This window comes from Candidatus Spongiihabitans sp. (assembly GCF_965247905.1).
Lineage (GTDB): Bacteria > Pseudomonadota > Gammaproteobacteria > Arenicellales > Poriferihabitantaceae > Spongiihabitans.
On sequence record NZ_OZ252047.1, the window covers coordinates 2732935 to 2745868 of the forward strand.

At 51.2% G+C, this 12934-nt stretch carries 15 protein-coding genes and 1 pseudogene; 6 read left to right on the plus strand and 10 right to left on the minus strand.

The window, feature by feature from the left end:
* Positions 1-205: 205 nt before the first annotated feature.
* From ACP158_RS14030 to ACP158_RS14055, 6 genes and pseudogenes are all read right to left on the minus strand, one after another.
* A complete protein-coding gene (locus ACP158_RS14030; RefSeq protein WP_424946729.1) occupies positions 206-388 on the minus strand; it encodes a hypothetical protein in 183 nt (60 codons plus the stop codon).
* 352 nt (positions 389-740) lie between these two features.
* Positions 741-1097 (minus strand): putative Ig domain-containing protein, encoded by a 357-nt coding sequence (locus tag ACP158_RS14035; protein WP_424946730.1) that lies wholly within the window; start codon positions 1095-1097, stop codon positions 741-743.
* A complete protein-coding gene (locus ACP158_RS14040) occupies positions 1094-1750 on the minus strand; it encodes a putative Ig domain-containing protein (protein ID WP_424946731.1) in 657 nt (218 codons plus the stop codon). Before ACP158_RS14040 ends, ACP158_RS14035 begins: the two co-directional genes overlap by 4 nt.
* 120 nt (positions 1751-1870) lie before the next feature.
* Positions 1871-1963: pseudogene (locus tag ACP158_RS14045) on the minus strand (hypothetical protein); the annotation flags it as partial.
* Positions 1929-2672, minus strand: a complete 744-nt coding sequence (locus ACP158_RS14050; protein ID WP_424946732.1) for a putative Ig domain-containing protein — start codon at positions 2670-2672, stop codon at positions 1929-1931. The pseudogene ACP158_RS14045 and the gene ACP158_RS14050, both read right to left, overlap by 35 nt.
* Positions 2673-2718: 46 nt before the next feature.
* Positions 2719-2874 (minus strand): hypothetical protein, encoded by a 156-nt coding sequence (locus ACP158_RS14055; protein ID WP_424946733.1) that lies wholly within the window; start codon positions 2872-2874, stop codon positions 2719-2721.
* Positions 2875-3029: 155 nt separating this feature from the next.
* Here ACP158_RS14055 and folE point away from each other — a divergent pair, with 155 nt between their 5' ends.
* The 5 genes from folE (at position 3030) to ACP158_RS14080 (ending at position 7243) form a co-directional block, all read left to right on the plus strand.
* The gene (gene folE, locus ACP158_RS14060; RefSeq protein WP_424946734.1) at positions 3030-3590 is read left to right on the plus strand and encodes a GTP cyclohydrolase I FolE; all 561 of its coding nucleotides are present in this window, start codon (positions 3030-3032) and stop codon (positions 3588-3590) included.
* Between the two features lie 308 nt (positions 3591-3898).
* Positions 3899-4078: a hypothetical protein gene (locus tag ACP158_RS14065; protein WP_424946735.1), complete on the plus strand. Its 180-nt coding sequence runs from the start codon at positions 3899-3901 to the stop codon at positions 4076-4078.
* A 201-nt stretch (positions 4079-4279) separates the two neighbouring features.
* A complete protein-coding gene (locus tag ACP158_RS14070) occupies positions 4280-4738 on the plus strand; it encodes a YHS domain-containing (seleno)protein (RefSeq protein WP_424946736.1) in 459 nt (152 codons plus the stop codon).
* A gap of 232 nt (positions 4739-4970) precedes the next feature.
* The gene (locus ACP158_RS14075; protein ID WP_424946737.1) at positions 4971-6062 is read left to right on the plus strand and encodes a TRAP transporter substrate-binding protein; all 1092 of its coding nucleotides are present in this window, start codon (positions 4971-4973) and stop codon (positions 6060-6062) included.
* Between the two features lie 185 nt (positions 6063-6247).
* The gene (locus tag ACP158_RS14080) at positions 6248-7243 is read left to right on the plus strand and encodes an IS5 family transposase (protein WP_424946738.1); all 996 of its coding nucleotides are present in this window, start codon (positions 6248-6250) and stop codon (positions 7241-7243) included.
* Between the two features lie 292 nt (positions 7244-7535).
* On the opposite strand, the gene ACP158_RS14085 is transcribed toward ACP158_RS14080, so the two are convergent.
* Entirely contained in the window at positions 7536-7817 is a 282-nt protein-coding gene (locus tag ACP158_RS14085) for a hypothetical protein (protein WP_424946739.1), read from the minus strand.
* On the opposite strand from ACP158_RS14085, the gene ACP158_RS14090 reads away from it, so the two are divergent.
* Positions 7794-8240 (plus strand): NYN domain-containing protein, encoded by a 447-nt coding sequence (locus ACP158_RS14090; RefSeq protein ID WP_424946740.1) that lies wholly within the window; start codon positions 7794-7796, stop codon positions 8238-8240. The two genes, ACP158_RS14085 and ACP158_RS14090, sit on opposite strands and share 24 nt — an antisense overlap.
* Positions 8241-8396: 156 nt before the next feature.
* Here the strand turns inward: ACP158_RS14090 and ACP158_RS14095 are convergent, their stop codons facing one another.
* The 3 genes from ACP158_RS14095 to ACP158_RS14105 are packed head-to-tail and all read right to left on the minus strand — an operon-like array spanning position 8397 to position 12876.
* Positions 8397-9137: a DUF5131 family protein gene (locus ACP158_RS14095; RefSeq protein WP_424948478.1), complete on the minus strand. Its 741-nt coding sequence runs from the start codon at positions 9135-9137 to the stop codon at positions 8397-8399.
* Positions 9131-10042: a three-Cys-motif partner protein TcmP gene (gene tcmP, locus ACP158_RS14100; RefSeq protein ID WP_424946741.1), complete on the minus strand. Its 912-nt coding sequence runs from the start codon at positions 10040-10042 to the stop codon at positions 9131-9133. Before tcmP ends, ACP158_RS14095 begins: the two co-directional genes overlap by 7 nt.
* Positions 10039-12876, minus strand: a complete 2838-nt coding sequence (locus ACP158_RS14105) for an Eco57I restriction-modification methylase domain-containing protein (protein WP_424946742.1) — start codon at positions 12874-12876, stop codon at positions 10039-10041. The genes tcmP and ACP158_RS14105 overlap by 4 nt, the downstream gene beginning before the upstream one ends.
* Positions 12877-12934: the final 58 nt, after the last annotated feature.

The following is a 12934-nucleotide window of genomic DNA, read 5'->3' on the forward strand; positions in this document are numbered from 1 at the left end:
TTTCCATTTTTTGTGGCATAACTAATTGGGCATTGTATAATAATTTTGGGTCATGACAACTTGAGCATGTTGAAATCATGTTAATGCATTATTATGGCAGTAAAAAACAACTGTGTGATTTGTTCACGAATTTATGAGAATAAATTCAGGGAGATCGTCAAGTATTTTACAGTGGACATAAATGCTGTTTCACGGTGCATTTATTTCACCCACGTGCGGACAGGTCGGCGGATTTTTGTTCCAGACAATATTGCCACGGATGGCATGGTCGATACTCGTTCCATACGGTATCGACACTTCCGCCGTCCTTGGCGGTCGGCAAATAATTGTTCCCGACATTATTTGCACTTCCACCGTCCATGGCGGTCGCGCCCTGTCCGTAAGGCATGCGTAAAAACCTGTTTGCACTGCACCCCAAGGAAGGTGAGTTCAGGTGCAACGATGGAGAGCGTGATGTGTGCAAAATATTGCTGGGGATGTTGAGCAAAGAGCCGTCTAAGTTGTCATGACCCAAAACGAGATTCACTGCTGGCGGCGCGCCCATCCGCAAATATCAGCCTTCACCGACGGCTTAAGGGTTCGGCATTAGTGCCTCTATATTATCTTCAACCATCGCGGGGGATGCTGTGCTTTGGTCGCTTATGAGTGCGTTGCCTCTGCGACCAACCATGTATCGTATCTTGGATTCAACTCTTAAGTGCAACTTCACCGATGAAGGAAAGGTGAGATGCGGTAGCATCTCACGCGGTCCAGGTGATGACGGTCTCGCCCAAGGGGAAGGCATCCGGCACATCATGGCTGATGATGGCGGTGGTATCGGTTGAGGTAGCCGTGCCGTAATCGTCTGGCGAGAGCGGTGTCTGCGCGGCGGTGGCTTCGGTGGAATACGCATCCGGCGCGGTGATGTCCGAAAGACTGGGTGCAACGACCTCAATTTGGAAGAACAGGGTGTCGTGGCCTCCGTTCAAATCCTCCACCGTGTACGACTGTTGTGTTGACGGCGTTACCGCGCGCGGCGTGCCGCTGATCGTGTGGGTGGCCACATCGAGGCTCAGTCCGTCAGGCAGCGCGCCATCGGGGCCGAGGTCATATCTCAAGGGCGCGATGCCGCCGCTGGCTTGCGGCAGGATTGGGGGGTGATCGATACGCCTGCGATATAGGTCTGGTCAAGCACCGCCTCGGTAAAATGCGGCCGCTCGACTACCGTGATGGTGAATTGCTGCTGGAGTTGTTCGCCGCCACTCCCCGCATCGTGGATTTGGTAAGTGACCGTGCGCCCTTGGTGCAGACTGGTCGGGGTGGCGCTATCAAACGCCAGGCCACGGGGCAGCATTCCAATCAGGCTATAGGTGAAAACGGGATGAGCGCCGGTACCACCTGTGGCATCCGGCAAAACCAAATGGACCGACGCGCCCAAGGTAAAGGTTTGGTCGGTCAGTGGCGCGGCGAATGCCAGGGAAACGAACGCCGGTATGGCGCCATTCTCAAGCACCGTGATGTGCACCAGTCTGCTGACGAAATTGAGCCGCAGATCTTCCACCGAGTAGACGAATGAAAAGCCATCGCCAAAGCGACCCGTGCCGGCCAAAATCGGCGTGCCGGACAACTCGCGGGTGGCCGGGTTAAACGCAAGCCCCAGCCTAGTGAGGGAGGACGAAGGGCTGAGATCATGGCGGCGGTCGCTGAAGCCGCCGATGGCCTCCGGAAAGATGATCGGCGTGATTGGCGTGGCGCGCTCGAATGTCAGCACAATCTCATCGGTATCCGGCGCATCGCCTATGCCGATGGGAGTCGGGAACGCCAGACGCGACGTGATCGTTATGCTGAAGGTCCGGGTAGCGACGGCACCGTTGGCATCGGTCGCGCTATAGGGCAGGGTCGTGGTGCCGAGGACGGTCGGCGTGCCACTGATGCGGCGGGTGAGCGGGTCAAAGCCAAGCCCGGGCGGCAGGGGACCTTGCAGTGCGTAGCGAAGCGGCGGCGCGCCATCCTCGGCCGGCGGCAGTTGCAGGGGCGCGATAGTCGCGCTGATGGTATAAGGTTTGCTCTATCACCTCCGGGTCAAAACGCGGCGGTTCCACCACCGTGATGGTGAAGCGCAGGGTGTCGGTAGCGTCGTTGGCGTCGCGCACCGTCCAACTCAGTGGGATGGCGGCTGCAGCAGCCAGCGGCGTGCCGCTCAGGGTGAGGCTTGCCAAATCAAAGTGCAGCCAACCCGGCACGGCGTCGCCGCTCAGTAAATAGATCAGGGGGCCGGTGCCGCCCATAACTTCTGGTAGCATCATGCTAATCGGTCGTCCAGAAGTATAAATCTGGTCCGCAATGGTTGTCGCAAAATTTAGCGCGGCGGCAACCGTCACCCTGAATGACCCACTGGAGGAAGCACCATTTTCGTCCGTCACCGTGTAGAAGGCCGTGCCGGCTCGCGTGGTCCGGGTTGGCGTGCCGCTGATAGTGTGGGTATCTGTGTCAAAGTCCAGCCCGGGCGGCAGCTCCTGCGTCAGGGCGTAGGACAGGTCGCCGTGACCGCCGCCGGCTGTCGGCAGTTGCAGGGACCTGATAGGCGCGCTGATGGTATAGGTTTGCTCTATCACCTCCGGGTCAAAACGCGGCGGTTCCACCACCGTGATGGTGAAGCGCAGGGTGTCGGTAGCGTCGTTGGCGGCGCGCACCGGCCGTGCCGCCGGGTGATGTCAGCGGCTTCGCCGCTGGGGTTTCTCACTGGATTATCGGGTCAAGCCCGATAATGACGGGCCGGAGGGCGGGAATCCAGGCTGCCGCCTTGTCCGCCGAGCCAAACCGGGCGGCCAAGCCGTAACCGAGGCGGGCATCAGGCGCGTCGAAGGCCGGCATCTCGGCGGCTATATTGCTCAAGGTTGCGGTTGCTGCGGCGTAGTTGGCGCATTCAACTGCAACCCAATCGGTATCAGCAATTGCCTGATCAACTCATGCTACAATAGTGGCTTGACTCGGGTTAATATTCAGACCACAAATACCCGCTAACAGACAACAGGCATCTGCTAACAAACATGAGCAACGCTGATAAAATCGCGGATCACTATCATGCTCTGCTGGCATTGGTTGGTGAGAATCCGGCCCGTAAAGGGCTTGCCGACACACCCAGACGAGCCGCTAAAGCTCTGGCATATGTTACCCAAGGGTATCAGCAAAACCTGGATCAGGTGGTCAACGGCGCGATTTTCGAATCCGACAACGATCAAATGGTGATCATAAAGGATATCGAGTTATATTCCATTTGCGAACACCATCTACTGCCGTTTGTCGGCAAATGCCATATCGCCTATCTGCCAAACGGAAAAGTCATTGGGCTGTCAAAAATGGCGCGGATAACGGATATGTATGCGCGTCGGCTGCAAATTCAGGAGAACTTGACCGAACAAATCGCCAGGGCCATTGAGCAAGTTACCGAAGCCCGTGGTGTCGGGGTCATCATTGAAGCACAGCATTTTTGCATGATGATGCGCGGCGTTCAGAAGCAAAACTCGATAATGAAAACCTCCATGATGCTCGGCACATTCCGAACCGACCACCGCACCCGCACTGAATTCCTCACGCTGGTCAGGGACTGATGACACCGTCGCCGCTTGCCTTTTTTCCGTTATGCGACTGCCAGGGACGGCGGGAGTGCAAATAATGCAGGAGCAATTATTTGCCGACTGCCAGGGACGGCGGGAGTGCAAATAATGCAGGAGCAATTATTTGCCGACTGCCAGGGACGGCGGGAGTGCAAATAATGCAGGAGCAATTATTTGCCTGTGTTGTGCTGCGCCGCTCGGTCGCTTACGTATTAATATACGCGCGCGACCTCCCGTCTTGCACGCCTAGCCTAACGCAAAAAATCCTGCGCTCGGCAGTGTCGTCACCGCCGACAGCATAAATGCAAATCTGGGAAAAACTGATGATCGGCGTTTTCGCCTTGATCATCATATTTTGGTTTTTCCCCGGCATTAAAGCCACGCTGGAAAAAAGCAGGCAAGCCCCGAAAGACTGGGGCGGCGCGCTCATCCCCATTGGTTTGGTCGTCCTGTTCATACTATTTCTTGTCTCCACGCTTTAAATATTCCAACCGCCGCAAGGGCTCGCGTGATAACGGTTTGCAACCCACATTAGAAAATGACCGGAAAAGAACGGCGGCGAAAACCCGCCGAGCGAACTTTATGGCATCGAATCGGTCGTAAGTCGCATATCGACGCATTTTATTCGTGATATTGGCGCGGAAATCATCCGCTAACGGTTTTAGACAGACGAGAAACAAGCCATGAAAAACCATCTACGTCATCTGACTTATTTATTCGCGCTGGCGGCAATTATGTCGCCGAGCGCCGCCTGGTCAGAGGAAGATCCAATCTATACCACCTATTTCAGCAGCGTTGCCGCCGGTGGCTATGACGTGACTTCCTATTTCAACGCAGCTCAGCCGATCAAGGGGGAAAAGGCGTTCAAGACGGAATACAAGGATGCCGACTGGCATTTTGCCAGCCAGGAAAATCTCGACAAGTTTATCCAAAACCCGCAAAGATACGCGCCGCAATACGGCGGCTACTGCGCTTGGGCGGTGTCCCAGGGGAGTACTGCCAGCGGCGACCCGCTGTTGTGGACTATCCATGAAGACAAGTTATACCTGAACTATAATCAGGAGATCAATAATCGTTGGCGCAGCGATAAAGAGGGGTTGATCGTGGCCGCGGATAAAAACTGGCCTGCGGTGTTGAACTAGGTTTTTGGATCGCTGGGTTACAATCGGCTCGTGCAAGCGCCAAGCGGTGAGCAGTCCCTGCCTCAATACCCGCTATCATTCCTGCTTTACTGAACCTGCTGACAGGAATATGATACAGTTCAAGCGCGCTGGCGAATGCGTCGCCCGCCGTTATTATTGCCGTTATTATTTTTGAACCATTTTTTAACACCAACGCAAATGACTATCCATACCATTTGAGGAGAATATTATTATGAAACGTCGTGATTTATTGAAAGGCGGTGCTGTTGCGGCAGTTGCCGCTGGAGCATCCACCCTGACGGCCCCCGCCATCGCGCAACAGCGCATCGAAATTACCATTGTTTCCACCTGGCCGCGAGATTTTCCCGGTCTGGGCACTGGCGCCCAGCGTTTCGCCCAGCGGCTGAGCGACATGAGCGATGGTCGATTCGAAATTTCCTATTTCGCCGCCGGTGAACGGGTTGGCGCGTTTGACTCCTTCGATGAAGTGGCATCGGGTAACGCGCAGATCTATCACGCGGCGGATTATTACTGGAAAGGCAAACACCCGGCCTGGGCCTACTTCACCTCGGTGCCGTTTGGCTTGACCTATACTGAAATCAATGCCTGGATTCGCTTTGGCGGCGGCCAGGCGCTTTGGGATGAACTGGCCGCGGATTCGGACCTCAAAAACCTGATGTGCGGCAACACCGGTGTGCAAATGGGCGGCTGGTTCCGCAAGGAAATGAACTCCGCCGATGACTTCAAGGGCTTGAAAATGCGGATTCCCGGACTGGGCGGCGATGTGCTGTCCAAACTGGGCGCATCACCGGTATCCTTGCCGGGCGGCCAGATTTATGAAAACCTGATTTCCGGCGCGATTGATGCGACCGAATGGGTTGGCCCCTGGAACGATGCCGCAATGAAGTTCTATGAAGCGGCCAAGTACTATTACTATCCCGGCATGCACGAGCCTGGCGCAATGTTGGCGGCCGGCATTAACAAGGATTTTTGGGAAGGCTTGTCCACTGCCGATAAGGCAATCATTGAAGCGGCCGCGTCCATGGAAAACGATGTGATGATGGCTGAGTATAACGCCAAGAATGGCGCATCGCTGACCAAGCTGATCAACGAACAAGGCGTGCAACTGCGTAAATTCAGTGATGACATCTACGATTCATTCGGCCAGGCTGCCGCTGAAGTTTTTGCGGAAACCGTCGAGCATAGCGATTTAGCCCGACGCGTCCACGACAGCTTTGTGCAAGCGCGCGCCGAAGTGGGTGGTTGGACGAAAATTTCGGATCAGGAATATTTGCGTCAGCGAAATCGCGTTTTAGGCGTTTAATATCCCGCGCATTGGCGATTGAAACGGAGCCTTTGCGGCTCCGTTTCCTTAGGCTAGTTATGATAGGGGGGGGGGTTGATGTTAGTCGCTTCCAATAGGGAGAGACCTTTGCATAAATCAAGCCTAAATCATACTTAATCTGGTAAAATAAGAAACCTCTAAACAACCACCAAAACCAACTCAAAATGTCCTGTAAACAAACCGCCCAACACTCAATGGCAGACATGCTTGTGGTCGAGCATAAATCCCTGAGCGAACTTGACGATGTGCACAGCATCATTAACTGGAAAGAGATAGAGACCACCCTGTCCAATCTATACTCATCTAAAAGAGGCGTGCCTGCCTACCCGCCGCTGATGATGTTCAAGATTCTAATCCTGCAAGCGTGGTATAACCTAAGCGATGAAGCCTTGGAAAAACAAATTGCCAGGGATTTGATGTTCAGGCGCTTTATTGACTTAAGTTTGAGTGAAGCGGTGCCAGACCACACGACCATCTGGCGTTTCAGAAACCTGCTGAACACTGAGAACCTTTTAGAGCCGCTATTAGAGCAAATTAACACGCACCTGGAGCAAAACAGCATTATCGTCTCAGTCGGTTCAATCAACATCATTGATGCCACGGTGATAAAAGCCAAGCAATCACGCAAACGCAAGGGCAAGGATGGCAATAACACGCAAGACCCGGAGGCTGGTTACCACGTCAAGGTCGCCGCTGACGGCAAGCGCAAAACCACCTACGGCTTCAAGATGCACGCCAATACGGATGGACATGGTTTTGTCAAGAAGATGACCTGCACGCCAGGCAATGCGCATGACTCGCAAGAGAGGGACAAACTGCTGGTCAAAACCCATGGGCAAGTTTACGCGGACAGCGCATATGCCAATCGGGAGAACGACCAGAAACTGGGCCGGCAAAACAATAAAGTTCTGCACCGGGCTTATAGAAACAAACCGTTGACCGACCAACAAAAACAGCAAAACAGGCAACGTTCAGGCATCCGTTATATCGTCGAGCGCACCTTTGGGCTATTAAAACAACATCACGGATTAGGTCAGGCAAGATACCTTGGGCTGGAAAGAAACAAAAGCAGAGCGCAACTGATTGCGATGACTCATAATCTTAAAACCGGGATGAATATTTTCAAGCAAATGCGAAGTTCACCGGCGTGTTGCGTCTAAAAGGCGGGGGGCAAGGCAAAACAGCAACCCAACCAACCAACCAAAGCAAGTAAATCGGGTTGGTTTGTGAACGTTTTTCAAGAAAAACGAGGTTTTTTGGAAATATCTTTAGGGTGTTAACGAGTCAAGACCCTAAAAAATCTCAGAAGTGAGATTATGAGAAATGATTATGGATTATGCAAAAGTCTCTATTTAAGACCCTTTAAGAAAAAATATTGGAAAATGTGGTTGACTTATGGTTTTTTAGTGTAAAATGCCACCCGCGCCCGAAAGGCGTTAATCCCCCCGGGGTCTATCTGGTGTCAATCGGATACACGCCGGGGTTTTTTTTGACCAGCAGAGCGGGGCTATGAACGCCAAGAACGAGAATGCCGTTATTTTTATTGACGGCAATAATTTTTATCACAATATGCACGAAATCCAATTGAGCGCTGGCATTGATTTTGATTACGAAGCGTTTTCCAGAAAATTGGTCGGTACGCGGCAGTGGGTCGAGACGCGCTACTATATAGGCAGGGTTCAGCAAAAGGGCGACCTGACGCGTTATCGAATGCAACGCAAATTTATCGCGCATTTGGAACGGTTTAATCAAATCAATGTTTTTTTGGGACGTCTGGAAATGCGACCAGCGAAAGACTCAAACAAAAAACTTCAAAACTGGCTGAATGCCCTGCCGCGCCGGGATGATATGGACTTACCGTCTAATGCCGTTGATGAATTAACCAGTATCGCTCAAGCTGTGAGTGCCCCGATTTGGATCGAGAAGGCGGTGGATGTGATGCTGGCGACCGATATGGTTTCCATGGCATACGAAGGGCAATACGATGTCGCCTATTTGGTGAGTGCGGATGGCGATTTTACCCCCGCCGTAAAAAAAGTGCGTGCCATTGGGCGAAAGGTTTTTGCGGCATCGCCACAATATGGAGCAAAACTTGCCGGGGTAGTGAACACGTTTATTCCAATGGATCGAGAGTTCTTTCATGGCTGCTGGCTATAAACCCACGCGGACATAACCACCGACAATAGCGAGAGGATGCATAACGAATATTATAACAGGTGGCTATAGTAGGCTGGGCCAGGCTCACCAATCAGCAGTCAAAGACAACGAAAGATCCGTTATTTTTCAAAAATAGGCTTGGCAAAAATAAAACGCTTATGCCGCAACAACAGGCATTTCATCCCAGGTGCGGCCCATAAATATTCTACCATTGGTCTTTTTGTTGCGCTTCACACCGTCTTTTCCATAGGCACCCCATTGCTTGAAAAAGAAGCGGGCGTTCGCGGCACGGCATTGACGCTTGATGTCGGCCACCCATTGCGAGCGCATGGGCCTGGCTTTGTGACCACTTTCGCCACCGACGATGACCCAGTGAATGTCGGCGAGATTGAGTTCGCCGATATTTTCCAGCAACGGCTCCACTGATAAAAAGCGGATTGTCGCATCAATACTCCGCAATACGTCAATGCGCGGAACGCCGTGCCTTTTGTTCTCCACCGACACGCCAAGCCAAGCGTTATGCGGTACGCGCCGGCGGGTGAAATATTTCGCCATGGTTGCCGGGCGTTTGGTTAGGATTTGGTAGGTATGTTGCGGGGTCTCGCAAATTGTTTGCATGACTTTGTCGATGAACGCGAACGGCACTTTCGGATGAAAAAGATCGCTCATGGAATTGACGAAATACATCGTCGGCGTTTTGCGGCACAGCGGCACCGACAATCGATTCTCGTGGCAAGCCACGGCAAAGCCTTTTTCATAGCCCGGTGTGCCCATCGCCTGCAAACGACGCGCCATGGTCTCGGCATAGCAGTGCTTGCACCCCGCCGATATTTTGGTGCAACCGGTGACCGGGTTCCAGGTTTGTTCGGTCCATTCGATTTGGGATTTGCTCATGATGAAGTATCAATAATGTGATTAGCAATTTTCAAAGCCAAGCCTAACGCCTTGGGGTTAGGATTGGAGCAAGCGAAGCATAACAAGAACAGCGGGGAATTTTTTGAATTTTTTAGTATTAAATTGCGCTTGCCAACACCAGGGAATATAGAATTTAATCGATCGTTGACAAATCCACTGAGAACTTCAAATGGACGCATAACTTTCCTGTTGGATGCGCCATCAAACAATCGTTGTTGTGTATTTGGTTTGTAAAAAACTTGTTTCCATGCGTCCGTACCAAAACACCTGGTGAGTTTTTCTTGCCATTGTGCAGGAACTTCCCCGGTTGTAGTCATCATTCGATTAACCGCCATAGCCGGAAATAACAACCACAAATCAACCGCCTGAGTTTCTGCTATTGTCTCAATCGTACGCCATTCAACCTCTGTGGCGAATGGGTCGAGAAAGGCAACTGCTCTGTGAGATTTCCAATCTACCTTATCGCAAATTTTCTCGATCTCCTCGTTGGCATCACCAACTAGGTAGTTAACAGACTTTTCTGCATGGTTCTGCCTAGTAATTTCATCACACAGATTTTGCAAAGACTGCTCGTTTTTATCAATAAAAATAAACTTATCAAAAGACGGGGTGGTCGCAAGTGCCATCAAAGGCGAACCGTGCCGATATTGCTCCTGCTCATCACGCTCTTCCTGCTCTATTAGCAGTGACTGACTGTCTAGGCTATGCTCACTGGGAATATCCAACTTTCCAGCGCCGGCAAAAGCATCAATATAAATCAGAGAGAAATTTTGCTTTTTTAGAACCGTTGTGTAAGCGGATAGGTATTTGGACAACACTGAGAGTTTTTGTTGCGACCAATCTCCGCCAAAATGAGAAGGCTTCGGTTCGTTGATAAAATGGTTCATTGATAAGATTTCTCAATAGTTTCTATTTGCTCGTCGGTTAGAGCATAGAGTTGATAAACAAGTTGGTCTATTTCGGTTTCCAGTTTTGCGGTTTCCGGGTTTTGAGAGGCTTCCATGATTTTGTGGACACGCTGAGCAATTTGGCGGCGTTGATTTTGGTCGGCGGCGGCTATTGGAATCGCTGTCATACGGTCGCCGCGAAACTGCACTCGTCCGCCATGCCACGGATCGCCCCATGCGGGAAAAGTGTGCCGATAGTAATAATCCATCATTTTGGAATTCATCACACCCAAGAGATAGCCATTGTCGGGAGCAAGAATAATAAAGCCTGTCTTATTTATGTATAGTTTTTCATAATCAACAAAGGCGTGAAGTTCTTTTGAGGTTTCGTTAAAAACAATTTTAGGATTTAAAAAATCTTTGTGGTATGTCGTATTAGCTTGGATAGCAAACCATTTATCCGGTCCGGGCGTACTCCGTTCTAGTAATCTCAGTTTAAATTTTTCCAAATGTTTCTTAACCGCAGGATAACTGTCAATTTTACAATCATGCTGAACAAAGAGTAAGTAATCTTCGGACCATTCGGCCCGCCATTTTTTAATATCGCGCCCGCGTAACCACGGCTTGATTAACTCCGCACTTTTCGGATCTTGGGTAATGAGTAATTCCTTTGTTGCTTCGTCAATAACAAACGCCTCGTTGTAACCTGTTTTAACGCCGTAATAAATATTCCCCTGCACATACTTGCCAAGCAGTTTTCCTGTTCCACGTATTTTTTCCAATAACGACAAAACTGCCGGGCTCTCCAGCGTCCAGCCATCGGTGGATAAATCGGTTACGGCTACAACAAACCCTTGTTGTTGCACCACTTCGCCAACGCGGATAATATCGGCGGCATCTTTAATCACCGCAACGGTGCAATGGTGCGCTATTGTCGACGTATTGTTTTGGGTCAGCACTATGGTAGGGTCTGTGCCAGCTTCAAACACCGGCAATTCACCAAAATCCACAACGACGCGCAAGGTGGTGGTTTGCGCCAATAATTTTCGGATGCTTTTGCCGTAACCCGTCCGCATCCATTTGTTTGATGTGATGTAACAAAGCAAGCCGTCCGAAGTAAGCAAATTCAGACCCCGCTCGTAGAAGAGCATGTAAATGTCGCCCATTCTTGTAAATGTTTGATAGTTGCAATTTTTATATAAATTGCCCAACCGTCCACCATCCCTTTGCAATTGCGCATACGGCGGATTTCCAATCACCACATCAAAACCGTCGGTTACACCAAACATCCATTCCGCATCAAACCAATCTGCTTTGGCGTTTTGGTCGTAGGGATCCCATGCGGCTATTTTTTGTGCTTCGGCGTGAATCATCTCGTTCTTTTTTTCCGCCGCGAATTTTGCCTGCTCCCAAATTTCATTATCGCGCACCGCTTCGTCGCGCTTGCTAATCAGCTGCGCCAATTTTTGTTTATCGGTGATTTTTTGCTCCAACTTGGCGACCTTTTCATCGGTCATTTGCGTTTCGCGCGGATTCGCATCGACCATGAGCGTTGCTTGTTTCGTTGCGGTGATTTGTGCGTTATATTTATTCAGTTGAGCGGTGAGGGTGCGCGTGACTTTATCGTTAATCTGCAGTGCCTCCTGCCATACGCCATCGCGCTGATAATGTGTTTTCAGAATTTCTGCCAGGCTACTACGCAATTCCCGGTCTTTCCTGCTACATTCCAGTTTTTTACGGCGGGTTCCGGCGTTGAAATGCCGCTCGCGGTTTTGTTGCAACTGTTCTTCCAATGTCCTGATTTCAGCAGATTGCAGTGCATCTCGTTGCGTTAATTGTAATCCGATCAGCGTATCCGCGGCGACAAAGCGCGTCTCCAGATTCGGCAACGGCTTTATGCCGTAGTTCTCCTGGTTGTCATCGCGTCGCTGTTCAATCGCCAGCGAGATGAAAAAGCGCAACTTGGCGATCTGGCAGGCAACCGGCTGAATGTCCACGCCGAAGATGCTGTTTTGGATGAGGTATAACTTGCGCCCGAAGTCGGATGAATAACGTTCAAAAGTGTCGCTGATTTCCTGTAGCAATGCATCGCGGACAGCGCGGTCTTTTTGTTCGCTGTAGGCGACTTCTGTTTCTTTCACGGCGCGTTTCTTTTGCAACTCTCGCCAACACTTGTTTTCCGGGTCCAGTTTGCCCAGTGCCAAGGTCAATTTGTGCAAGACGCCCATCGGGAAGGCGCCGGAACCGGCTGCCGGGTCCAGTACTTTAATTTCAGAAATCGCCCGCACGATTCCGTCCGCTTCTTTTTCATCGAATAGTTCTTTTGCATCATTACAGGCATCCGCGTAATCCAGCAGATAATGCAACCGCTCTTGCCAAAACTTCGAGTCGCCGTCCGTCGGTTTTACTTTCTCCGCCAAACTCGCCACCAATGCCTCGTCCACCATGTAATCCACGATTGCCCGCGGAGTGTAATAAGAGCCGGTCTGCTTGCGCGCCGTTCCGCTCGTCGCCGGGTTGTACGCCGCCAACAGGTTTTCAAACACTTTGCCGAGCAGTTCCGGGTCCAGTGCGACTTCCTGCTCAATGGGCGTGTTTTCCTCCACCGTGAATTTGTATTTATTAAACAGTGGAAACAGGCCGCGCTGGTCGTCAAAAAACAGGCGGTTGGGAACAGAAAGCAGTTTTCGATGTTTGTTATTGTCGCTGAAGCAGTCCAGTCGATAGCCGCCTTTTCCGGTCGCCTCTTCGCTGTCCAGACAATCAAACAGGCCGCCGTTGATGAACGGTGTTTGCTTCATCAGACGCTTTAATTCTTCGTGCTTGGTCAGCAAATCTTGGTAACGGAACAGATTAAAATTTCGGTGCGTAACCTCGTTCGCCTTACTGAAA